The organism is Paenibacillus sp. GYB006, from assembly GCF_036577645.1.
Lineage (GTDB): Bacteria > Bacillota > Bacilli > Paenibacillales > Paenibacillaceae > Paenibacillus.
This window is the reverse complement of record NZ_JARBDA010000013.1, coordinates 24,969-49,170: the sequence shown is the minus strand read 5'-3', so window position 1 is coordinate 49,170 and position 24,202 is coordinate 24,969. Positions and strand designations below refer to the sequence as shown.

The 24,202-nt window shown below is 43.5% G+C and carries 18 protein-coding genes; 2 read left to right on the top strand and 16 right to left on the bottom strand.

Annotation, left to right across the window (positions count from 1 at the left end; genetic code table 11):
• Positions 1-7: 7 nt before the first annotated feature.
• From PV403_RS20325 to PV403_RS20250, 16 genes are all read right to left on the bottom strand, one after another.
• Complete coding sequence (locus tag PV403_RS20325) at positions 8-934, bottom strand: manganese-dependent inorganic pyrophosphatase (RefSeq protein ID WP_213535489.1); 927 nt, start codon at positions 932-934, stop codon at positions 8-10.
• Between the two features lie 134 nt (positions 935-1,068).
• Positions 1,069-1,539, bottom strand: a complete 471-nt coding sequence (gene infC, locus PV403_RS20320; protein WP_213535490.1) for a translation initiation factor IF-3 — start codon at positions 1,537-1,539, stop codon at positions 1,069-1,071.
• 77 nt (positions 1,540-1,616) lie between these two features.
• Positions 1,617-3,488: an LTA synthase family protein gene (locus PV403_RS20315; RefSeq protein WP_442951784.1), complete on the bottom strand. Its 1,872-nt coding sequence runs from the start codon at positions 3,486-3,488 to the stop codon at positions 1,617-1,619.
• Positions 3,489-3,664: 176 nt separating this feature from the next.
• Positions 3,665-4,435, bottom strand: a complete 771-nt coding sequence (locus PV403_RS20310; RefSeq protein WP_332085817.1) for a DUF3891 family protein — start codon at positions 4,433-4,435, stop codon at positions 3,665-3,667.
• A gap of 20 nt (positions 4,436-4,455) precedes the next feature.
• Positions 4,456-5,376: a hypothetical protein gene (locus PV403_RS20305; protein WP_332085816.1), complete on the bottom strand. Its 921-nt coding sequence runs from the start codon at positions 5,374-5,376 to the stop codon at positions 4,456-4,458.
• A gap of 74 nt (positions 5,377-5,450) precedes the next feature.
• A complete protein-coding gene (locus tag PV403_RS20300; protein ID WP_191804157.1) occupies positions 5,451-6,239 on the bottom strand; it encodes a pyruvate, water dikinase regulatory protein in 789 nt (262 codons plus the stop codon).
• Between the two features lie 18 nt (positions 6,240-6,257).
• Positions 6,258-6,896, bottom strand: a complete 639-nt coding sequence (locus tag PV403_RS20295; protein WP_332085813.1) for a CBS domain-containing protein — start codon at positions 6,894-6,896, stop codon at positions 6,258-6,260.
• 27 nt (positions 6,897-6,923) lie between these two features.
• Positions 6,924-9,620, bottom strand: a complete 2,697-nt coding sequence (gene ppdK, locus PV403_RS20290; protein ID WP_332085811.1) for a pyruvate, phosphate dikinase — start codon at positions 9,618-9,620, stop codon at positions 6,924-6,926.
• Between the two features lie 321 nt (positions 9,621-9,941).
• The gene (locus PV403_RS20285; protein WP_332085809.1) at positions 9,942-10,430 is read right to left on the bottom strand and encodes a hypothetical protein; all 489 of its coding nucleotides are present in this window, start codon (positions 10,428-10,430) and stop codon (positions 9,942-9,944) included.
• A gap of 161 nt (positions 10,431-10,591) precedes the next feature.
• Positions 10,592-13,783: a bifunctional cytochrome P450/NADPH--P450 reductase gene (locus PV403_RS20280; RefSeq protein WP_332085808.1), complete on the bottom strand. Its 3,192-nt coding sequence runs from the start codon at positions 13,781-13,783 to the stop codon at positions 10,592-10,594.
• Positions 13,784-14,192: 409 nt separating this feature from the next.
• Positions 14,193-14,918, bottom strand: a complete 726-nt coding sequence (locus tag PV403_RS20275; protein ID WP_332085807.1) for a LutC/YkgG family protein — start codon at positions 14,916-14,918, stop codon at positions 14,193-14,195.
• On the bottom strand, positions 14,911-16,422 hold the full coding sequence (locus tag PV403_RS20270) for a LutB/LldF family L-lactate oxidation iron-sulfur protein (RefSeq protein WP_213535499.1): 1,512 nt from the start codon (positions 16,420-16,422) through the stop codon (positions 14,911-14,913). Before PV403_RS20270 ends, PV403_RS20275 begins: the two co-directional genes overlap by 8 nt.
• Positions 16,419-17,147, bottom strand: a complete 729-nt coding sequence (locus tag PV403_RS20265) for a (Fe-S)-binding protein (protein ID WP_191804146.1) — start codon at positions 17,145-17,147, stop codon at positions 16,419-16,421. The genes PV403_RS20270 and PV403_RS20265 overlap by 4 nt, the downstream gene beginning before the upstream one ends.
• 45 nt (positions 17,148-17,192) lie before the next feature.
• Entirely contained in the window at positions 17,193-18,671 is a 1,479-nt protein-coding gene (locus PV403_RS20260; RefSeq protein WP_332085806.1) for a rhamnulokinase, read from the bottom strand.
• Entirely contained in the window at positions 18,668-19,888 is a 1,221-nt protein-coding gene (gene rhaI / locus PV403_RS20255; protein WP_332085804.1) for an L-rhamnose isomerase, read from the bottom strand. Before rhaI ends, PV403_RS20260 begins: the two co-directional genes overlap by 4 nt.
• Before the next feature lie 52 nt (positions 19,889-19,940).
• On the bottom strand, positions 19,941-22,010 hold the full coding sequence (locus tag PV403_RS20250; protein WP_213535503.1) for a bifunctional aldolase/short-chain dehydrogenase: 2,070 nt from the start codon (positions 22,008-22,010) through the stop codon (positions 19,941-19,943).
• Positions 22,011-22,331: 321 nt separating this feature from the next.
• Between PV403_RS20250 and PV403_RS20245 the strand changes: the two genes are divergently transcribed.
• Together PV403_RS20245 and PV403_RS20240 are read left to right on the top strand one after the other, a co-directional pair.
• Entirely contained in the window at positions 22,332-23,156 is an 825-nt protein-coding gene (locus PV403_RS20245; protein ID WP_332085802.1) for an alpha/beta fold hydrolase, read from the top strand.
• 111 nt (positions 23,157-23,267) lie between these two features.
• Positions 23,268-24,134 carry an alpha/beta hydrolase family protein gene (locus PV403_RS20240; protein WP_213535505.1) on the top strand — a complete coding sequence of 289 codons (867 nt, stop codon included), beginning with the start codon at positions 23,268-23,270 and terminating at the stop codon, positions 24,132-24,134.
• The last annotated feature ends 68 nt before the right edge of the window (positions 24,135-24,202 follow it).

The window sequence follows — 24,202 nt, the reverse complement described above, 5'->3', positions numbered from 1 at the left end:
TTAAGTGTTATGCTAATGCTTCTGTAAGAACAGGAACAATCTGAGATTTACGAGATACTACACCTTTGAGCAGTGCCTTATTCTCAATAAGTTGTACACCGTAAGCACGTTCTACCGCTTCTGCTTTATCACCAATGGCAAGAGCAACAGAATCATTATTTAGAATATCTGTAATTACGAAAAGGAATAGATCCAAGTTTTTCACCTGAACATTGGCCGAAATGGCTGCTTCAAGTTCCTCTTGTTTTGCAAGCACATCATTAACATCCACTGTATTCACTTGTGCAATTTCCACTTTGGAGTTGCCCATTTGGAACTCTTTTGCATCGAGTGTCAGCAGTTGAGGAATTGATTTTTTGCTCAGATCAGCACCTGCTTTTAACATGTCCAGGCCATATACTTTAGCGTCTACGCCAGCAATGGCAGCGAGTTCTTCTGCAGCAGCTACATCTTGCTCTGTGCATGTAGGGGATTTAAACAAGAGTGAATCCGAAATAATAGCAGACAACATCAAACCAGCAATCGGTTTAGAAATCTCTACATTATTTTCTTTATACAATTTATTAAGTATGGTTGCTGTGCAGCCCACAGGTTCCGCACGATAGTATAACGGCTGGCTTGTCTCAAAATTTGCAATACGATGATGGTCAATAACTTCAGTAACTTGTACTTGATCAATATCACTTACACTTTGCTGACGTTCATTATGGTCTACCAAAATAACTTTGTTTACTTCATTCGCAACGGTCTCTACTAGACGCGGTGCAACAACGCCAAAGTAATCAAGAGCATACTGAGTTTCGCCGTTCACCTCGCCAAGACGTACTGCCTCTGCTTCTAAGCCCAGTTTGTTTTTTAGATCAGCATATGCGAGTGCAGAGCAAATCGTATCCGTGTCAGGATTTTTGTGGCCAAAGATTAAAGTTTTCTCCATGCAAAGTAACCTCCGATAATTGTTAGAGTAAGTTCAAATTTTAGATCATCCGTTAAGGATGTAAGTCCTTTTAAGATTATAGCGTTAAATCATCTGTATTCCAATAACTCTACCTTGTATTTAACAACATTTTTTTAAGGATGTAATTCCACAACTGCCTGTTTACCGCTAAGCTGGATTCCCGTACTTGGTTTCCCGAGTGGTTTTAAATCCCGAATGAAGTCTTCAAGTAATTTCTTAGCTGCCTCTCCTTGCTTTCCTTGAATCTTAACAACCAGCTTTACAATATCACCGGTCTTTAGAATCCGTTCCATTTGTGTTCTTTTGGTATCATAATCATGCTCTTCAATATGAGGTGTCAGCCTGATCTCCTTCGTCTTCGGCGCTCTGTCTTTACGTTTCTCAGCCAGTGCTTCCTGTTTCGCTGCTCCGGCCCCAATCAGTTTACAAGGCGGCGGACTTGTCATGAGTGAGGTGCATACTAAGTCCACTTTTAACTCCTTTGCTAGCTTCAACGCTTCTTTTGTAGACATTAGACCGAGATCTTCACCATGAAGACCCGTTACTTGCACTTCCGATGCTTTTATCTTCTCATTTTTAATCATCCGTTGTTCTCCTCATTTCTTTATTTCTCCTGCAAAAGGCACCGTACCTATTATACGGTGCCTTTGCGATTCTATTTTTATAATCCGCGTTTCGGAAGCAGCTTCACATATTCATCAGACAACTTCATCAGTTGCATAATGTAATCATAGTCTGACTTATATTTTTCAAAGTCTTCCACAGGAGTCAGGGTTTCAAGGGAAATTGCGGTTCCGTCCTCAAACCCAGTACCTGGAATAAACATAATATCATTATTAAAGAAAGAACCCGTTGGCAAGTAATATCGCATTCCAATCACATTTTGATCCACATTCAGCAGATCCTGGCCGAATGCGGTAAATTTCGTGTCCTCAAGTGAAATACCGAGCAGATTGCTGACCGTAGGCAAAATATCCATCTGACCGCCAACCGTCTCAATTTCTTGTCCTTCCATCCCCGGTACATGAATAACTAGAGGAATATTAAACCTGCTGACCTGTTCATGATACGGAATACCGAGCGCTGCTTCGACCTCTTCTGGAGAAGTACTTTGATTCTGTAATCCAAAATGGTCACCATATACAACAAGCACAGTTTCATCCCATAATCCTTGCTCTTTTAGACCATCAATTAATGTTCCAAGCGCATAATCAGCATAATTCAGTGAAGTCAAATATTCCCCAAGCGCGGTTCCTTCAATAGAAGCAGGAGTATCCCACTTCACAAATTCCGGTTTCACTTTGAATGGAGAATGGCTCGATGCCGTTACAAACTGAGCATAAAAAGGTTTGTTCTGCGCTTTTAACTCTGCCAGTTTTTCAACTCCAACACGGAATAGTTCTTCATCGGAAGCTCCCATTTCATTATAATCATCATTATTGTAATAAGGCTTATCAAAATATTGATCAAAATGCAGTGCAGGATACATCTTGATTCGATCCCAGAAGCTAACCGTGTTCACATGAAACGTCTCTGCTGTGTATCCTTCATTTTGCAAAAGTCTTGGCAGACTCGGAAGAACACGATCGCTATACCCGGTAGACATGGCAATCGTGCCAAGCGGATAAATCGATGTATTAGAGATAAATTCAGCATCCGAAGTATTTCCCTGACCAATTTGCTGGAATACATTTGTGAAATAAAGACTATCTTTTACAAGTTCATTCAGAACCGGAGTAACTTCTTGACCTTCTACCGTCTGCCCGATTGGGAAACGCTGAAAAGATTCAAGCTGTACGACAATGACATTTTTACCTTTCATCGCTCCATATCCTTCTGGTTTCGCATCAGGGTCCTTCTCGGAGGTCTGATAAGGATAGGATGACTTCAGATCATTTACTTTCTTAATGGTCTCTTCTAGATTCCCAGCGGCGATCGCCTTATTCTCTGCTTTCGCATGAATGGCAGCAGCGATTTGATAATTCAGAAAGCCCAGCTCATCTGCACGAACGGTTTCATTCTCGATCGTACCATCTTTCGCAATCGTTAGTCCCGAGAGAATAACACAGATGGCCCCGACCCCGACGATGGAGATCCGGGAAAGCTGTTTTGTATACAAGCGGCGTTTGCCTTGCATACGTTGGTAGAACCACCAAATGGCCATTAAGATTACATCAGCGAAAAATAAGAAATGCATCGGCTTTATGAGCATACCAATACTTCCTGCGACTTGCGGAATCTGATTCAAGCTGAGCAGCGTTGTGTAAGTAGGTATAGAGCCAAACTGCACGTTATACAGCGTTGCTGCGAACAAAATGAGAGAGAAGAGTGTATTTAGTACAAAATAAGCACTGCCTTTCCATTTACGCGGAATAATGAGTTCCCATAGGCTAAGAATAACGAGAATCGCTAGGGCATCTGCACCCAAACGGTCCAGTGATAAGTCTCTAAAAACGAAGAAACGGAATAAGGCAAACTTTGCCAAAAGCAAAACAAATACAACAACAAATAAGGACCCCTGAAGCCCCTTCATCGTTTTTTTCAAAATTATGACCCCATTTATCAAAATTGATTTCTATTTTACAAAAATCTTGATTCATTATAACACTGTTTTGATCTGCCTTCCATTTCAAAGAAAGAAAAAGAATGAACAAACAAAAAAGAAACGACCGATGAAGGCCATTTCTTTTATTTGAGCTATATATTTTTTTACGATGTGTACGTGATTTTTTGAACTGCCGGCTTTGTTTCGTGATAAGCTTTGTTCAATCCTTTATCTTGAATGTCCTTTTTGGCTACTTTTCGGTACGATAACTCCGCCTCAAAAGACTTACTAAATGGAGCAGGCTGCACTTCCACCGTATCTTCATCTTTCCAACATGCTTGAACGGATTCTGTTCCTTCTTGAAAAAGAACCGCAGCTGATCCTAGCCCCTTCTGGAACCATGGATGTTCCTTCTCTTTACTTACCCCAGGTTCATTCATACATACATAGAGAGAGAGATCATCACATAATTGAAGTAAGTGATAATGTTGTTTCATTTCGGTCTCTTGAATCGAGCCCAGTTGTTGTTCCAGCTGGTCCTGTCTCTGCTTCTCCTCCTGATTAAAAGAAATACTGAATGGATCGGTTCCATTCTTAATATCAGGAAAGGTGGAAAAATGGTGACTTACTAAGTAACCCGCATAAGGATTCACGGATTCTACTTCCTGAATTCCAATTTGGTACATTTTAAGCTTAACCGCATAAGGGTAATCGACAAAATAATAGGGAGCGTTTGTGACTTCATTCCAGATGGGATGCGCATCAAGCCGAATCCATCCACGATCGTGCTGTGTGATTGCATAAATGACATCTTGTCTATCTTTCTCATGTATGAAGTATTCAGATTTCAAATGCTTGGCAATCTCTCCGCTTAATCTAGCATGTTCATGTTGCTCAATCATAATAAAATGTTCTGCTTGTTCTCTTATCACCATGAGAAATTCAACTCCTGTCATTATCTTTGTTTATGATAAGTAACCCATGCGGGAGCAGGTTCAAACGGATACACATGCAGCATCTCCATTTGGTAAGGATCTGTACTGTCTACTTCGCAAGTAAGCTGCTTGATTCCGTTATCAGCGGCGTATTTCATTTGTTCTCTGGTAAGCAGCAGAATCAGATCTAATGGCTCAGAAGATGCCACGCCTCTCCATCCCAGCTCTGCCACACCGTCCTCTGAAGTCGAATGAAGCAAGGCAAATCCGGCACAATGACCGTTCGTAGAATTGAGAACAACAGAAGAACCTTGTGAATCCAAATCTTGTTCATGCAGGAATGCTTTCCAGCGAGATAGATCGAACACGCCCGGTGGATTTGCCCGGTGTGTATGTTCATAGGTTTTTTTCACAAGACGTACCAGTTCTTCTTCCCCTTGTTCCCTCTCCAGAAATTCAGACAATGATAACAGCTTATAATCCGAGTGGTGGTTCATGAAGTATTCCTCATCTCTGATAAATCCACTCTTTGACGTCGCAATATGTACTTGATATGTATTTCTAATTTCATAAAAACCTTGCTTAACTAGTGCCTGCTTCATCGCAAAGTCGGTTTCCCAAACCGAGATTTGGAGCGGGTATACCATTCGGTGCGCTGATAAAGACATCAGCAGTCTCGATGCAATCAGCATTCGGTCACTTGAAGGTAAGACGAGAAGTGAGATATAGGTACAATAGGGATGAAACGGACGATGGTATGTAAAGATCAAGCCAGCTGGAACTCCATCAGCAAGCGCAACAAAAGCAATTTCTGACTTCGCCGGGTGTACATGTTCCTGATCATCTACTTTTGATAGCTCTTTTAACTTCATATAAAATTGTTCATGCTCTTCCCCAAAAGGTTCTATCGTAATATTCTGGTACTCCGTTGTTGTTAACAAGCGGCTCCCCCCTATTCGCATTTGTCTTATCTATTATCGTATCAAAAGAAGCAGAAAACCGCCAGAAGGCGGTTTCATATATAACCAAGTATCATTCCAGCTGTTTCTTCAATCGCTTTGTCTGTAACATTAATAACCGGGCAGCCTAACCGATCAAATAGCGTGTATGCATATTCCAATTCTTCCACAATTCTAGCGAGTGAAGCATAATTAGAACCGTGCGGCAAACCCATGACTTTCAATCGTTCTGTGCGAATTTTGAGCAGATGTTCAGCGTCCATCGTAAGACCGATGACTTGTCCCTTGATCGCTTCATTAAGCGGATCAGGAGGTTTGATCTCAGGCACAACAGGATAATTTACGACCTTATACCCTTTATGGGCCAGAAAAATACTGAGCGGAGTTTTCGAAGTCCGAGACACACCAAGAAGCACAATATCCGCTTTTCGAATCGCACTGGTATCTTTGCCGTCATCACATTTTACCGCAAACTCAACTGCTTCTACCCGTCTGAAATAGTCTTCATCCAGGCGGTGAAGCACCCCTGGTCTTTGCGTAGGAGAATCATGAAATGTATCGATAAATGCCTGCATCATGGGTCCCATTATATCCACCGTACGGATACTCAGCCGAATGGACTCTTCTTTGATCAGTTCACGAAGTTCTGGCTGCACAAGAGTATAAGCAACAAACCCTGACATTCGATGAACTTCTTCCATCAGATCGCGAATCTCTTCCTCACTGCGAATCTGGGGGTAACGTTTAATCTGAATTTGCAAGGATTCAAATTGGTGCAATGCAGCTCGCACGACAAGATCTGCAGTTTCCCCAAGTGAATCCGAGCATATAGCAACAAATTGCATATTTTCTCCTCCAGCGGCCTATTCTACTGCGATCTGAACGACAAGCTTGGTAATGGTAGTCTTGGTTATTCTGCCAACGACTTCGTACCCATCCTCTTGATTCCACGTTCGAATGACAGGAAGACTGTCCACTTCATAATTAATCATTTTCTGTGCAGCCTCCACGACATGATCTTCTGGTGTAACGGCAATGATCTGCACGGCTCTCGTCATCAGCATACATACAGGCACTTCGGATAGATCTTGGTTCCCAAGCGTCATCTTCAGGAGGTCTTTTCGAGATAAGATGCCAGAAAGCCTACCTTCTTTGTTAATAACAAACAGGGTGCCAACGTCCTCTAAAAAGAGAGCAACCACGGCTTCGTGAAGCGTTGCATTTTCATTGATTACGACCGGGACACTTTGAATATCTTTTACTTTCATATTTACTAGCACAGTTCGAAGCGGTTCCTTCGCCGTCAGACGCTCACCTGGAAAATATCCAACCTTCGGCTTTGCGGACAAGTACTGTGTCATTACAAGAAGAGAAAGATCGCTGCGTATCGTCGGTTTAGGCAAGCCCAGCTGTTCAGCGATCTGATCTCCAATAATCGGTGTCTTTTTCTGCACAATGTCAATAATTTGCTGCTGGCGTGCGGTAAGTTCTATTTTATTCACCCTCCAGCGTGATTTGTTAACTATCTCTTATGCTGTAGTAGAAATAGGATTCTCACCCTGTGATGACTTCGTCACATTTGAAGCTTGAATCTGTGCTTGGGCAGCAGCGATCCGTGCAAACGGTACTCTATAAGGAGAGCAGCTAATATAATCAAGTCCTACGTTATGGAAAAAGAAAATCGAATCTCGCTCCCCTGCATGTTCTCCGCATATTCCTGCTGCAAGTTCCGGTTTAAGGGATCTTCCTTGTTCAAGCGCAATACGAATCAATTCACCCACTCCATCTTGATCTAACACTTCAAATGGATTAGCAGGAAGAATCTTTTGTTCTACATAATGGTTTAAAAACTTCCGCTCTGCATCATCTCGGCTATATCCCAGTGTCATCTGAGTCAGGTCATTCGTGCCAAACGAGAAAAAGTCGGCATGCTCCGCTATTTGTGAAGCGGTAAGTGCAGCACGAGGAACCTCAATCATCGTACCTACACGGTAAGGACAATGGATTCGCTCTTCCCTAAGTACCTGCTCTGCTACTTCATCTACTAATTTACGCAGGAAGGATATCTCACTTGCGTGACCAATCAGTGGAATCATGATCTCGGGCATTACTTTGATCCCTTGATGAATACATTGCAGCGCGGCTCTAAATATCGCTTCGATCTGCATATCATAGATTTCTGGGAAGACGATGCCCAGTCTTGCTCCTCTTTGACCTAACATGGGATTCGACTCTTTTAATTCTTTTACCTTCTCCATTACACGATCTACCTTCTCGAGTTCATCTGTATCCCCATCGAGTGTAATCATCTTCAGATGTTCTCTTCTTCCTTCGAGCACTTCAAGCTTAGGCAAAAATTCGTGAAGCGGCGGATCAAGCAGCCTGATTGTCACGGGCAGTCCATCCATTTCCATGAAAATTTCTGCGAAATCTGATTGCTGTACAGGTAATAGTCTTTGGAGCGCTTCCTGACGCTCTTGATTGCTCCCTGCGACAATGACTCTCTGTACTAGCGGGAGTCTTGATGGTGATAAAAACATATGCTCTGTTCGGCATAGTCCAATTCCCTCTGCTCCCCATTTACGAGCGAGTCTCACATCATGAGGATGATCACTGTTTGCGAATACTTTCATCCGCTTCACTTCATCTGCCCAATCTAGCATCCGTGTTAATTCTTCGGAGATTTCAGGCTCTCTCAGTTCGATTTCTCCGGCATACACTTTTCCTGTTCCGCCATCAATCGATATTACATCACCTTCGCGGAAGATTTGATTCCTACAGATCAGCTCTTTCGTATCTTCTCGCAGTTCAAGCTCTTCACAGCCACATACGCAAGGTGTTCCCATCCCTCTCGCCACTACAGCAGCATGACTTGTCATTCCGCCGCGGAGCGTAAGAAGCCCTTCTGCTGCAATAACACCGTGAATATCCTGCGGAGTCGTTTCTCTGCGCACCAGAATTACTCGTTTTCCTAGAGATGCCCAGGATTCAGCTGTTTCTGCATCAAATACGAGCTGTCCGCTTACCGCGCCAGGAGAAGCAGGTAGTCCGTTAGCTATAATCTCATCTTCTTCTCTAACCTTAATCGATTGATGGAGCAGTTGATTCAAGTGTTCAGGCTCTATACGAATCAGTGCCTCTTCTTTGGTAATAATCCCTTCTTCCGCATAATCAACCGCAGCTTTCATGGCAGCTTGCGCTGTTCTTCGTGCATTTCTTGTTTGTAATATGTATAGCTGACCTTTCTCAATCGTAAATTCAATATCCTGAATATCTCCATATAACTCTTCTAATAAAGAAGCTGCTTCATGGAGCTGTTCATATACGGACGGCATGGTTTGTTTAAGATAGGTAATACCCAAAGGTGTTCTTGTACCCGATACAACTTCTTCTCCTTGGGCAGCAGGCAAGTATTCACCCAGCATCTCATTTCCGCCTGTAGAAGGATTCCTCGTAAACAGAACGCCTGTACCGCTCGTTTCATCCCGATTCCCAAAAATCATTTCCTGTACACTTACAGCCGTACCTTGATCTTCTGGTATTTTATGAACTTTGCGATAGACCTTAGCCCTTGGATTTGACCAGGAACGGAAAATAGCCCGTACCGCATCAATTAACTGGTCTTCTACGTTTTGCGGGATCGACTTTTTGGCACGATGAAGAATAATTTGTTTAAATTTGCTAATCAACTCTTCCAGTTTTTCTATAGGTAACTGTCCGATATGTTCCGCTTCCGATTCACGGTTTATTTGCTGAAGAACTTTAGAGAAAGCATTATTTTCGATATCCATGGCGACATGGCCATACATTTGTATAAATCTTGCATAACATTCCAGTGCAAATCTTCGATCACCTGTAGTTAACGCAAGACCCTCTACCGTTTCATCCGTGAGGCCTAAATTAAGAATGGTATCCATCATGCCGGGCATAGAAGTAACCGCTCCTGAACGTACCGCAAGTAAAAGAGGATTCTCCGGATCACCGAAGCGCTTGTTTGAAGTTTGTTCAAGAGACCGAAGTGCTGTTCGAATCTCATCAATGAGGGTAAGTGGGATATGACCAAGGTGAGTATAATAATCTCTGCAGGAAGCTGTAGTTATGGTGAATCCATAGGGAACTGGTAATCCAGCTTTCGTCATTTCGGCGAGGTCCGCACCTTTACCTCCGAGCAGCTCGCGCATAGACGCGTTTCCTTCATGAAACAAAAACACCCGCTTGTTCTTCATTTTATCTCTCCTTGTCATAATTCCCAATATTTTCAAGTTGTGTTCAGCCAATATAATACGTCATGAAGGACAATTGGTCAATATATAATACGTCACGATGAGAAGAATCTTAGGTCCCTTTGCCCTCATCCTAAATCACACAAATTCGTCATATAAAAAAACAAAAAAGACTGCAGGCAAACTAGTTTAAGCTAGTTTACTTACAGTCTGAAGCCGCCAAAAGGCGCTATAGTGTTTATTTCTTATGAAGTATGGGGCAAAGGCCCGATTGTCGCCCATGATTACGTCTTACATCCAAAACAGCGTACGCAATAATACGTATTAATTCATGGCTCCATGTTCGGTTGTATCTTCCGAATCGTTAGCACACTCTATTCCTGCTTGGTCTAACATCTGACGAATGGTACTGCTATGATAAGACATACGCGGCCGTAAATAAATATCATTCGTCTTTCCATGTAAGTAGAGGGATATTTCATTTGTATCGTTATACCCACGATAGGAACGGATCTGGTCGAAAGAGTAAAAACGTGTACCGTACTTTATTCCCTTAGTTCCTACATAGAACCGGGTTACAAAGTAATGCACGATAAAAGCGATAATAAAGAGTCCGTATCTTAAGATCCCTGTACTTGAAATGAGATAAACGCCACCTAAAATAAACACGACTATGGTAAGAAAGGATTGCTGTTTCCCCTGCCCATCAAACCTGATTTGTCCCACCCGCCCACGTAGCCATATACTATGACAAAGAATGACAGCAGACAAACCTAAATATACGATCAAACTGATGATTTGAAACGATAACATGTACTCCACTCCCTGCAGCTGCTAATAGTCTTCGAATCTCTATCCACATTGTACTTGCCTATAGTAAAGGATGTACAGGTTTTTCCAAATGAGCCATATATAAAAAAAGGGCTAACCCCAGTGAATACACCACTGAGATTAGCCTTATATTCAAGGTTAGATCAAGCTCCCGCCCATACATCCTTCGCATATTTACCAGAGGATTCAAGACCGGTCAACCAAGCTAATGCTTCATCTTCACTAACCCCATGTTTAGACTGATAAGCTGCAATCAAGGTCTGTTCCACATCCGGTGCCATTTTTGTACCATCACCGCAAATGTACATCTTAGCTCCTTGTTCCAGCAGGCTAAGCAGATGTTCGGCATCTTGTTTCATTAGATGCTGTACATAACATTTTTCTTGTCCGTTCACTCTCGAGAAAGCGGTATGAAGTGTAACAAGGCCTTCCTCTTGAGCAGCGACTAACTCTTCTTTATATAGATAGTCATGTTCAGGATTCCGACATCCAAAGTATAGATGGGCTTCGCCCAGTTTGATATTTTGCTCCTTCATTACTTTTCTCGCTTGAATGAAACCACGGAATGGTGCTACTCCTGTACCTGGACCAATCATAATAATTGGTGATTCCGCGTCTTCAAGGAGATGGAATCCTGATTCCGGCGTACGCACAAATAGGAATACCTCTGCGCCCGTATCAAGACCTTCCAGATAGTTGGATGCAATTCCTTTATACTCCCCTTGACCACTCCATGCTGCGTCTCTTACTACACTTACCGTAATACTTACGATATTTTCGCTCACCTTAGGTGAACTTGAAATCGAGTAGTATCTCGGTTTCAGTGCAGGCAGTAGTTCCATAAACCGTTCAAATGGAATTTCACAAGCTTCATATCTCTCAATCAAATCGAGCATGGTGATTCGTTTCGCTCTAATTTCGGATTGGTATATCTCATCATCCAGCATAGCTGTCAGTTCTTTCGCATGAGGAGGACACACGGTATAAGCTGCAAGCTCACGCAGCTGTGCACGAGTTGCCGGCTCCTGCAGTTCTACACTGCGTGCAAGCAGATCATCAAGACGTACTGGAGTTCCCACTGGTAGATGCGCACTGCTTCTTCCGCTCGCGGATAGAACCAGGTGGCTGCTTCCTTGAAGAGCAAACCGCTTCAACACTCGCTGTACGAGCGATTCAGGATTAACAGGCAGTATTCCCAAGTGGTCTCCTTCTTGATAAGACACCCCTTCTGGAAGAGCAATCTCAATGTGCTGAGTAATTCTGCCGCTTTCTGCATTTTGTAAATTCTCACTTTTCACTACGTGACCAAGTTCAGCATGGTATGTCTCTACCAGTGGAACGGCAGCTACTCCGCTGACATATTTCACTTTCAGGCCAGTACCCTTCTTCTTGCCATTTTCCACAAGCTTCAGATCCAGTGCTTGCATCAGATCAGGCCATAGTCCTTCCGACCAATCATCCACATCGGTTTCAAAATCCCCGCTTGCATCACTTTCTCCTCTGCCTAGAAGACGAGTCGCTCCTTTTGCTTCCAAGGTTTCATCAATCAATCTTGGAATCCGCTGATACGTGCTGGCCCAGTTATGGTCACCACAACCAAATACAACATAACGAACACCTTCGAACTCGGCTGGTCCAGCTGATTCAATCCACTGCGTAAACGATTTTGCATTGGATGGCGGCTGGCCATTATAAGAAGCGGTGATAATAAGTACGACGCCTTCTTTTGGCAAATCGCCTGCATAATCATCCATTGGTGCTACATTACTATCAAACCCCTGATATTTAGCCCGGTCGGCTACCTCACGAGCAATCCCTTCTGCAGTACCGAGGTTCGAACCATAAAGTACAAGCATTGGAGTATGATGCGCATTCTCCGGCAATGATTCAGCTGTGGCCGCTTCTGACGTTTGTTCTTGTGCGGTAACTGCTGAAGCACCTGGAATCATAAGTGCTGCAGATAAGTTTCCTCTGCTGCGTACTTTTACATGAAAATCATCCGGTTTCAAAGTTAGAGCCTCTTTTACTTTAAGTTCATAATTATTAACATCTATAAATTCAAAGTGTTTTACAACAAGACCAAGAACAAGAGTAGCTTCTTGAAGGGCAAACTGCTGTCCAATACAAGCTCTTTGTCCATTACCAAAAGGTTTATAAGCGTCATGCGGTACCGCGCTTGGATCTGCGAATCTTTCTGGTTTGAACTCTTCCACATCATCTCCCCATACCCGAGTATCTCGATGCAGCGCCGGAATGAGTACTGTTACGCTGTCGTTTTTCTTGATCGGATATTTACCAGCGATTTGTGTATCCTCTTTCGCATAAAGAGAAAATGCCGGTGCAGTAGGCCATAGACGCAGTGCTTCATTTAACACCATGCGAGTATACTTGAGCTCTCTAACTTGATTATACGTAGGGACCGGATCTTTGAGGACTCGATCAACTTCCTCTACAATCTTTTTCATTTTGTCTGGATTCTTCATTAAGTAATAGATGGCAAATGACAGAAGACCGCTTGTTGTCTCATGTCCTGCGATCAGGAAAGTAATGATCTGGAAACGTATATTTTCAGAGTCAAGTTTTTCACCCGTTGCCGGATCAACACCTTCAAGCATGTGGGAAAGTAAATCTCCGCTGTTTCCGCCGCCCCGCTCTTTTCGTTCCTTGATCAGATCATCCACAAGATTGAACATAAACTGCTTATCATCTTGAAACTGTTTCTTTCTTTTCACCATAAACATCTCTTGAATACCTAATCTATGAAGCTGACTCATCCCTTCGTCCAATGAACGAACCATGGCATCGATAAATGGATGATTATCTTCTCTGTAAAAACTGTTGAAACGGTAGTCAAATCCACATAGCCCAATCGTATCAAGCGTAAGTCTGGTCATATCAGCCGGAACATCCACCGTTTCATCAGGGTTTAATCTCGCCCATTTCTGAACGAGCTGAAAAGCAATATCAAGCATTTTGGTGTGATACCCTTGCATGGCACGCTGACTAAAACTAGATAACAAAATATTATGCGCTTTTTTCCAGTTAGGCTCGTTCGTTGCACTCGTAAAGAGTCCATCACCCGCAAACGGCCGAACATTTTGCAGTGGAGCCCATATTCTTTTATCAAAGCGCTTCTCATCTGTCGCATCTTTAACAAATTCATGACCTGATATATATACTTCCTTACGTCCAGCAGGATACTGCATTTGGAAGATCGGACCATATTCTTTTGCAACTTTAGATAGTGACTGTATCGGAGCCGTTCCCTCAATCATTGGTAAATTTCCAAGTGGACCATAGGTTTTAGGTTGTGGTATGTGAACAGATTCTGTCATTTTGTTTCCCTCCGTTATCCTTCATTTATGATTCATTTCGCGCTCTCTAGAACCAACTGACCATAACAGTAAACCGGTCATTTTGATGTAAAAAAAAGTGGATTTGATTATTCAATCTCTCCTACATATCTACACTATCACGTTGTTAATTTGTGGCACAACAGGTATAAAGTCATGATTCCTTACGTCAAAAGTTTCATATTTATTTCGCGAAATATCAATTTTACTGCTTTTTCTCGATACTTTTGTCACAGCATCCTTCACTTATATCGTTAATCACCTACATCATTCATCACATGAAATAGTAATCACCTATTTTATTAATTACCCAAATCATTGCTTGCTGAACATAAAAAAAGTGAAGAAACCTCCATTCCTTTAGCTTCGGAGGCCTTCACTTGTTTTCACTTTAACCTAATATAATCGCATATACGATTCCAGGACCGTGAACCCCAATGGTCAGATCATTCTCTATATCAGAAGACCTGCTGGGTCCGGATATAAAATGCACCCCTGCTGGTAATTCCTCTCGGCCTTGTTCGTCGAGTTCGACAAGCAGTTCGCCCATTCTCGTTCGGATCTGTTCTCTAGGAATAATAAGAAACAATACCGTGGGCAGTAAACTTACCGATCTTCCCTTTTCCTTGGAAGACTTCACCATCACTGAACCGGTATATGCAGCTGCTCCATCTGCAACCACAATCCCAATATCCGCTTCTGCAGCCAAAACTTTCTCGTCAATTCCTTCCTCCGTATTCCAAAAAGTAATCTTGGCGTAGGGGATGGAATCTTCTAAGTGGAGCGCCCTTAGCTCTGCTTGATCCTGACAAATAATTCGTTTTGGTTCCAGCTCTTCTGCTTTTTCCTCAATCCATGCACGGAGTTCCTGCTCGTTAGAAACTAGGGCGACATGTCCCCCTACGCTCTCGAAGTGATGAGAAAATTGTTCAACCCGCTTTTCGTCATCCCACTCGGTTTCATTCCAAAAACTAGGTGACCCTTGAAAGGGTCTCGCGGGTCGTTCCGTTATACGAGGTCGTTGCAGTTTAGAAGCAATATGCTGCATAAATGCATCCTGTTTACGCCGGGATTCTTGTTCAAGTTCCGCAAGCCAAGTTTCGCCGTATTTACTCATCTCGCGAGTCCTCCTGTTGTCTACGGTCTAGTACATTTTGCATTCGTTCGCGAACATCCGTATTCATCTCCACATGCTCTGCCCGAATCTCAGATTCCAGCGTCTTCCATGACTGTCTGAAGGACTGTTTTGCAAGTGATGGAGTTACTCTGTAACTGTTCCAGCCCTTCAGCGGACCAGCCTTCAAAGTGATTTCGCCATTTTTCACAACTAGTTTTTGACCGATTTGTCCCATTTTTATCGCTGTACTAAAGCGGCTAGCCTTCTTCACGACCGTTCCAAAAGCCTTCATCCCTGCGGTTTCTACCTTATTTCCATACCCTTGCTCCACTTTACGTCTACGAAGAGAAACAAGCATGTCATGTAAAGGGATTTTCACAGGACAAGCTTCATAACAGGCTCCGCAGAGGCTTGAGGCGCTAGCAATATCGTCCCATTCGGCAACATTCTTATTTAGAGCCGGTGTTAGGACCGCCCCAATCGGTCCGCTATACGTGCTTCCGTAAGCATGACCTCCAATATGGCGATAGACGGGGCAAGCGTTTAGACAAGCACCGCAGCGGATACAGTTGAGCAGTTCCTGAAACTCTGGATCTCCGAGCTGCAAAGAACGTCCGTTATCCACGATAATGATATGCATTTGTTCCGGTCCATCGGCATCTTCGGTCCTTTTAGGACCCGTTATACCTGACATATACATCGTCATACGCTGACCTGTAGCCGATCTTGGCAGCAGGGTTGCCATAACTTCTAGATCAGCCCATGACGGGATGATACGCTCCATGCCCATCAGCGTAATTTGAGTTCGCGGCAGTGTGCTCACCATCCGTGCATTCCCTTCATTTTCGAAGAGAACCATGGAACCTGTCTCCGCAATTGCAAAATTACATCCCGTCATACCGATATCGGCATCGAGAAACCGTTCACGTAATTTTTTACGCACAAATCCTGCGAGTATGGTTGTATCAGGAGCCAGCGTTTCTCCTGCTACTTTTGATAATAGCTCTGCAATCTGATATCTATTTTTATGGATAGCCGGGATAACAATATGAGAAGGCATTTCACCGGCAAGCTGGATAATATATTCACCGAGATCAGTTTCTATCGCTTCGATTCCCGCTTCTTCCAATGCATGATTCAGATGAAGTTCTTCTGTGACCATGGATTTAGACTTTACGACAGAATGAGCTTCCCGGTGTTTGGCGATCTGTAAGGCAATCTTAACGGCTTCCTCACCGGTTTCGGCAAAATGGACGTGAACTCCGTTCGCTCTCGCATTCTCAGTAAAAAGATTTAGATAATAATCCAAATGAGCGATGGTATGAAGCCTGATCTGTCTTCCGCGCTCTCTCCATTCCTCCCATCTTCCGTGCTCTTCCGATGCCAGCTTTTTGCCACCACGAAGCCTTTCTGTCGTAAATCGTACCGCTCTGCGTAAAAATTCATCATGCAGTGCAATTTCAGCGCGTTCTCTAACAGCATGTTTCCCTGCTCCAATGCTCATGAAGACTTCACCCCTTCGTATAGCAGCTCAGCAAGATGCATAACCCGAACCGGCTTATTTTGGAAGCGAAGCTGGCCGGCAATATTCATCAGACATGCCATATCTAGACCAACCAGAACTTCAGCTTCTGTTTCGACGATATGTTCTGCCTTTTCCGTTACCATCGCACCTGAAATATCTGCCATCTTCACAGCAAAGGTTCCGCCAAACCCACAGCAATCTTCTGCAAAAGGGAGTGGAATAAACTCGATATCCCTGACTCCTGCTAAAAGAGCCATCGGTTCTTCCTTCACTCCTAATAAACGACTGCCATGACAGGACGGATGATACGTAACTTTATGAGGGAATCTAGCACCTATATCGGTGATCCCCATCACCTGAACTAAAAACTGTGTAAATTCATAGGTTTTTGCTTCAAGACGCCTTGCTTGTTCTGCCAGAACAGGATCATCTTTAAATAAGTCCTCATAGTGATGGATCATGTAAGTGCAAGAACCTGAAGGCGAGACTACAAAATCACTGTCTTCAAATGCTTCTAGAATCGTTCTGGCAGCTGTTCTCGCTTCATCAAAATATCCGCTGTTATAAGCCGGTTGACCACAGCAAGTCTGCACGTTTGGAAATTGAAGAGTAACACCGTATTTTGCCAATATACGAACCATGGCTTCTCCCACCGCTGGATAGATGGCATCACTCAAACAAGTAATAAATAGGGAGACTTTCATCAGCGTACACCTCTTATCTAGAGAAACTCATCTTATTGTTTAGGTCTATACATAGGCAGCTAAATTTGTATACTTTACATACTCGAAATAAGCTTCTTTCCAGGCCTCTGCGTTTTCCGGTTCATACGTAAGTACTGGAAATGATTCTTTTACTGCTTTTCTCGCTTCAGTCAAAGAACTGAAAACGCCTTCATTTATCCATTGTACAATAATATTGCCAATCGCGCTTGCTTCAACAGGACCGGCATATACAGGTTTGCCAAGGGCACTCGCAGTCCACTTACATAAAAGATGATTATGAATGCCTCCGCCGACCATATGAAGCCCGCTGAAAGATTGTTCAGACACCTGCTCTGTCAGCTCATATACATACCGATATTTCATGGCGAGACTTTCCAGTATGCACCGAATGATCTCTCCTTGCGTTTGCGGCGGACGTTGATTGGTCTTTACACAATATTCTTGGATTCGAGTCGTCATGTTCCCTGCTGGAAGAAACATGGAATGATCTGGGTCTATAAAATGCTGAAACGGAACTGCCTGCTCAGCTAAATGAAGAAGTTTATCATAATTCACATCATGCCCTTCTCGTTCCCACTCTCTTATCGTCTCTTGAAAAATCCACAATCCCATAATATTTTTCAAGAGACGATAAGTATGACCTACACCACCTTCATTCGTAAAATTACTCGCAAGCGTCTGTTCATTAATAATCGGTGCATCTACCTCGGTGCCCATGAGAGACCATGTGCCGCAGCTTAAGTAAGCAAAAGGGCCATCCGTCGCCGGGACGGCAGCAATTGCTGAGCCCGTATCATGTTCAGCCACCGCAATGAAGGGCACTGGCCGTATGCCGAGTTCTTTGGTCACTTCGGAACGAAGCATCCCGACTTCCGTGCCGGGAGAAACAATGGGGCCAAACCATTCTTCCGGTATGCCAATCTGCTTAATTAATTCTCGGTCCCAATCATTCATAACGGGATTAAACAACTGAGTCGTCGTCGCGTTTGTGAATTCATGCTGTTTTTCTCCTGTCAGAAAGTAACGGAGTAAATCCGGAATCATCAGCAGATGCGCCCCTTCTCTCAGGAGATAAGAGTCCCGCTTTTTCAAGGCAGCAAGTTGATAAATGGTGTTGAACGGAAGAAACTGAATTCCTGTTTTTTGAAAAATGCGTTCCGCCGGAATCTTATTCAGCACCTCTTCCATTACACCGTTTGTCTGCGTATCACGGTAATGATATGGATTTCCGAGCAGCTCGCCATCTTTACCAAGGATCCCAAAATCAACAGCCCACGAGTCAATGCCGACACTGCTTACTCGCTCTCCTGCTTGTTTTGTTCTCAGCAAACCTTGTTTCATTTCATGCAAAATTCGTAATATATCCCAGTGCATGTGTTCCCCAGCAAAAACCGGATTATTACTAAATCGATGCACTTCCCTTATCTCCATGCGGGAGTCGTGGAGCAGTCCAAGGACTGCTCTCCCGCTGCTGGCTCCCAAATCAAAGGCTAGGACACTCACCAGCTAGCCCCTCCTTTGCCGCGCCCTGCAATTTCAGCAGTATAACGGCTGTTTAGATAGGCTTCCATAGGATCCACTGGAAGGCCTTGCTCCTCACGTACGGCATGAAGTAGTGGAGTAACATCGAACTCAAATGCTCTTCTTACTGCATGTTCTGCAGCAAGTACATCATTATTTTTTTGAGCAGCCGCTACTTCCTCATGATCTACAAGCAGTGCTTTGGCATATTGCGTCTGAACATTGAGTACGGAACGAATCATTGCTGGAATCTTCTGTTCAATGTTATGAGATTGATCAAGCATATAAGCGATTTTATCTACACCGCTTCGTATTCCTTCATCTTCATCCATACTTCCTTGCAGAATTTGATAGAAAATAAGGAATAATTCATATGGGTTGACGGTACCTACGATAAGATCATCATCGGCGTATTTACGGCTGTTAAAATGAAAACCACCTAGTCTTTTCTCATCCAGCAGGTAGGCTACAATATGTTCGATATTCGCTCCAGGGAGATGATGTCCCGTATCAACTAGCACTTGCGCCTGTTCTCCAAGCTTCAGCGCCATATTGTACGCCATTCCCCAATCCGCCAAATCGGTATGATAAAAAGCAGGTTCAAAACATTTATACTCAATAAGCATCCGCATGTCTGGATCCAGAGCACGGTACATTTCCTGCAAAGCTTCCTGCATCCAGCCTTTGCGTTTACGAATGTCGCCTTGTCCCGGGTAATTGGTTCCATCGGCAAACCACAAAGATACATCTTTCGAACCGGTCTCTTTTGCGATATCTACACAGGCAAGCAGATGATCGGTTGCCATGCGCCGAATTCTGCTGTCACTGTTCGTTACACTTCCAAGCATGTACTCGTCTGCCTGGAATAAATTCGGATTTACGGCTCCAATGCGCAGACCTAGATTTTCCGCATGTGAACGCAGTTTACTATAGTCATCCACTTGATCCCAAGGGATATGAATTGCCACAGTCGGAGCGAGCCCTGTCAGCCGGTGGACGACGGCAGCATCTTCCATTTTCTCAAAAGGATTACGCGGAACTCCTTCTTTTTGAAACACTTTAAAACGTGTACCGGAATCTCCATAACCCCAAGAAGGAGTTTCAATTTTCAGCTCGGCTAGCTTTTGTTTTACATGATTAACATCGATTCCTCTTGCTAACTGTTGCTCTTCGAATAGTACATAGGCTTTATCCTTCAAATCTGTTCCCTCCTTCGAATGTGAAGCACAAAACAAATGAGTACTTGCGGATTTAACGTGTAAAGGCTGCAGGTACTCCGCCATCAATCGTCAACATACACCCTGTTGTTTTTTCAGCTTTGGATGAAGCAAAGAAAGCAACGCCTTCGGCAATATCTCTTGGATAAATATTAACGAGCAGTGTTGTCCGCTTCCGGTAATGCTCTTCCAGCTGATCAGGTTCAATTCCATAAGCTTCAGCTCGCTCATTACGCCAATTAGAATTCCATATCGCAGAGCCTTGTAAGATGGCATCCGGTAAAATCGTATTTACGCGAATTCCGTATTCCCCGCCTTCTGTCGCAATACAGCGAGCTAAGTGGGCTTCGAGTGCTTTCGCAGAACTGTAAGCGGTCACATTTTTACCAGCATAAATTGAATTCTTGGAACCAATGAAAACCATACTGCCTCCAAGCGCCTGCTCTTTCATTACCTTAAAAGCTTCGCGGGCAACAAGGAAATATCCTGTTCCTAACACATTTATATTTAAATTCCATTCTTGTAATGAAGTTTCATCAAACGGACTTGAGGTTGCAAGCCCCGCATTATTGACAATAATGTCGACACCGCCATAAGTAAGTGCACACTGAGAATAAGCTTCTTTAATTTGCTCTTCGTTCGTCACATCCATTTTTATAGCAAGGGCTCTACCGTCTCCGTACTCGGCATTAATTTCTGCTGCAACACGCTGAGCCCCTTCAAGATTCAAGTCCGTAATCGCCACATGTGCCCCTTCGGATACAAGCAGCCTAGCCGTTTCACTGCCAATTCCGCCTGCCCCACCCGTAATGAGTGCAACTTGGCGCGAGAATTCCGTTTCTTTTGGTGCGAGTGACAATTTATACAGTTCAAGCGGCCAATACTCCACATTGTACGATTCATTTTCACTAAGAGAGACAAATTCTCCTAGAGCAGTAGCGCCTCTCATCACGGCAATTGCCCTGTGGTATAATGCACCGCTAATTAGCGAATGAGCATGGCTTTTTCCCGTATTGATCATTCCAATACCTGGGATCAAAATGACGCGCGGTGCGCTTTCAAACATTTGATCTCCTTCATGTTTGTTACGTTCAAAATAGGCTTTGTAATTCTGTTTGTACTGCTGGATTTCTTCAGATAAGATTAGTTTCAATTGGTCTATATTTTCTAACTTTGGTTCCCATTCCACAAATAAAGGAACGACTTTGGTATGTACCAGATGATCAGGGCAAGCTGCACCGACCTGTGACAAAGCTTTCGAGTTGTTTCCATTGACGAATGATAATACATCATCTGCATCGTCATACGTTAAAATCATTTTCTTCTCATCGCTGACAGCCCCGCGAATCAAAGGCATAATCGCTGCTGCTGCTGCGCGGCGTTCTTCCTCGCTAAGTGATGTATAACGTGCTCCTCCAAAAGTTTCCTTCTCCTGTGCCTGGCGTTCAATATAGTCTTCGGCCTCTTGAATCACGCTAATTGTCTTCGCATACGTCTCTTCAGAGGTGTTTCCCCATGTAACCAGTCCATGTTTCTCCATAAGCACAAGTTCCGCATTAGGGTGATTTCTGACACCTTCTGCAATCATCTTTGACAACGTAAAACCTGGACGAATATAAGGAACCCAGACGAATCGATCTCCATATATTTCACGAGCGATTTCGCGTCCGTTATCTGCACAGCAGATACTTATAATGGCATCCGGGTGTGTATGGTCTACCTGTGGAAATGGCAGAAATGCATGAAGCAAGGTTTCAATTGATGCCCTTGGGTGTTTTGAATCAATCATACAATTGCTGAGGTATGCTACCATTTCTTCATCTGGCATTTCACCTAATTCATATAAAGGATTGATATCTTCAAGCCGAAGTCCCGTAAAATGTTTAGCTTGCATGGTTCCAAGATCAGATCCGCTGCCTTTTACATACATGACCTCTACATCTCTTCCCCGAAAATCCTTAATCACCGTTTTGGTTGACGTATTTCCCCCGCCCCAATTACATACACGGCGATCCGTTCCAATAAGATTGGAGCGATACACAAGTTCATCAAGCCCTTTATTCAGTTGCTTCGCTTTCTCGTTGTCCCACAAGTTTTGTACCATAGTGTAATCAACCCTCCAGAGGTTCTATATTTAGGATAATTTGTCATTGCTTAACGGGAGTATACCACTTTTATTTGGGTTTGAGTATGTATTTTTCTGTTTTTTACAGAAAAAACAATAGGAAAAGCAGTTATATATCTTTGTTTCAAACAAATGAAGCGCTGTCAACTATTAAATTACATAAAACTACATCTTCTTTTTTGTGAAACTTCTTCTTTACAGATAGGACATTCCTTCTATACGAGCTGCATATGATAAAGACAATAGAAATGAACAAGGGGAACGATATGACGTATTACAACAACAAAGGAGGAACGGGATATGATGATTGAAGTTGAAAATGGAGTTCAGCTGTACGTAGAAGATCTTCGTCCTGTGGACGGAGGAAATGGACAAACCATCTTTTTTGTCGCGGGCTGGCCTGTAAGTCACCGGATTTTTGATTACCAGATGCAAATGCTGCCCTACTTAGGATATCGCTGTATTACTCTTGATCTTCGAGGATTTGGGAAGTCTGATAAACCATGGCATGGATATTACTATGATCGATTTGCCGAAGATATCTCCTTCGTAATGGATGTACTTAATCTAGAAAATGTAGTTCTTGTCGGATTCTCCATGGGTGGAGCTATCTGTACTCGCTTCATTACGAAGTATGATACTGGCGCTAGAGTGGAAAAACTCGTTCTTGCCGGAGCAACTACCCCTTATCTCGTAAAAAAAGAGAATCAATCTGCTTTTGGTCTGCCTTTAGTTCAAATCGATCATTTACTTCAGCAAATGCAGATTGATTTGCCTCAAGCGATCTCGGATTTTGGAGGCACCTTCTATTATCAATATATCAGTCCAGAATATAAAAGCTGGTTTCAGCATATGTGCCTCGAAGGCGCTTCCCACGCCATTTTACAGAGCGGAATTGCTTTAAGAAACGAAGATGTTTCCTCAGATTTGACTCAGATTCAAATCCCGACCGGTATTTTTCACGGAGCTCATGACCAGATCGCCCAGTTTCAAGGCGCAGTTGCTACTCAGCAGGCCATCCCCGGATCTTTGTTATATCGTTTTGAGGAAAGCGGTCATGGACTTTTATTCGAAGAGAAGAATCGCTTTCAAGCCACATTGCTAGATTTTATTAAAAATACGTAGCAGCATAAGAAGATGGTAAAAGTAAACCTTGCGTTTGATGAGCATTGCCTGTGGGGTATAATAGTACAAGCGTAAAATAACAACTATGACCAAAGGTGATGAGCATGTATTATGATTTATCATGTGACCTATCCATCTGAAGGACTTCATGTAAAAGGATATCTTAGTCTGCCCTACGGGTATCAACTTCCAGAAGACGAAGTTCGCCAGTTGCTATTCGGAAAATTCAGCAGCGATACATATCCCGCTGTACAACTAAATACTCCTCTGCATACCACAGATCAAGATTTCACTTCTAAGAAGTGGCCTGTGTTCATTTATTGCCGTGGTGGAATTGGGAATTTCGGTAAGGTCCGTACTCCATGGGTCGAGGAATTTGCGATGCACGATCATATCGTGTTTGCCCCCTCCTACCGGGGAACAGACGGCGGTGAAGGACGCGACTGCTTTGGCGGAGATGACAAAGAAGATGTGTATGCTGCCGTAAGACTTCTGTCAGAACTGCCTTTTGTTGATGCCGAACGAATAAGCATTATGGGATTTTCGAGAGGTTCGATTAATGCGGCATATACAGCGCACACCCAACCAAATATTCATAAACTGGTGCTCTGGAGCGGTGTATCCGATATGGCTCAGACCTACGAGGAAAGAGTTGATCTGCGCCGTACGTTTAAACGCGTCATCGGGGGGACTCCAACGAAAGTTCCGGAAGCATATAAAGATCGCTCACCCGTCACGATTGCTTCCGAACTCAGTTGTCCTGTGCTTATCGTTCATGGTACGAAGGATGTTCAGGTATCCTACAGTCAAGGTGAGAAAATGTACAACTCCTTAAGCGAAGCAAAAGCAGATGTGAACTTCCATCGTTATGAAGGTCTCGGTCATCATTTCCCGCAGGAAACGCACCGTGCGGCGATTTCTCGAATGTTCGAATGGATTACAGAGGGCACAGGAGATCCTGAGGCCATTTCCATGTAATTCATAAAAAAAGAGTTGTCCCCTATGTAGCTTGAATCACACCCTACATCATGGGACAGCTCTTTTTA

Coding starts and splice junctions, on each gene's coding strand:
- PV403_RS20325 (WP_213535489.1), bottom strand. CDS start 934: ATGGAGAAAACTTTAATCTTTGGCCACAAAAATCCTGACACGGATACG.
- infC (WP_213535490.1), bottom strand. CDS start 1,539: ATGATTAAAAATGAGAAGATAAAAGCATCGGAAGTGCAAGTAACGGGT.
- PV403_RS20315 (WP_442951784.1), bottom strand. CDS start 3,488: ATGAAGGGGCTTCAGGGGTCCTTATTTGTTGTTGTATTTGTTTTGCTT.
- PV403_RS20310 (WP_332085817.1), bottom strand. CDS start 4,435: ATGGTGATAAGAGAACAAGCAGAACATTTTATTATGATTGAGCAACAT.
- PV403_RS20300 (WP_191804157.1), bottom strand. CDS start 6,239: ATGCAATTTGTTGCTATATGCTCGGATTCACTTGGGGAAACTGCAGAT.
- ppdK (WP_332085811.1), bottom strand. CDS start 9,620: ATGAAGAACAAGCGGGTGTTTTTGTTTCATGAAGGAAACGCGTCTATG.
- PV403_RS20285 (WP_332085809.1), bottom strand. CDS start 10,430: ATGTTATCGTTTCAAATCATCAGTTTGATCGTATATTTAGGTTTGTCT.
- PV403_RS20280 (WP_332085808.1), bottom strand. CDS start 13,783: ATGACAGAATCTGTTCACATACCACAACCTAAAACCTATGGTCCACTT.
- PV403_RS20275 (WP_332085807.1), bottom strand. CDS start 14,918: ATGAGTAAATACGGCGAAACTTGGCTTGCGGAACTTGAACAAGAATCC.
- PV403_RS20270 (WP_213535499.1), bottom strand. CDS start 16,422: ATGAGCATTGGAGCAGGGAAACATGCTGTTAGAGAACGCGCTGAAATT.
- PV403_RS20265 (WP_191804146.1), bottom strand. CDS start 17,147: ATGAAAGTCTCCCTATTTATTACTTGTTTGAGTGATGCCATCTATCCA.
- PV403_RS20250 (WP_213535503.1), bottom strand. CDS start 22,010: ATGGTACAAAACTTGTGGGACAACGAGAAAGCGAAGCAACTGAATAAA.
- PV403_RS20245 (WP_332085802.1), top strand. CDS start 22,332: ATGATGATTGAAGTTGAAAATGGAGTTCAGCTGTACGTAGAAGATCTT.
- PV403_RS20240 (WP_213535505.1), top strand. CDS start 23,268: ATGATTTATCATGTGACCTATCCATCTGAAGGACTTCATGTAAAAGGA.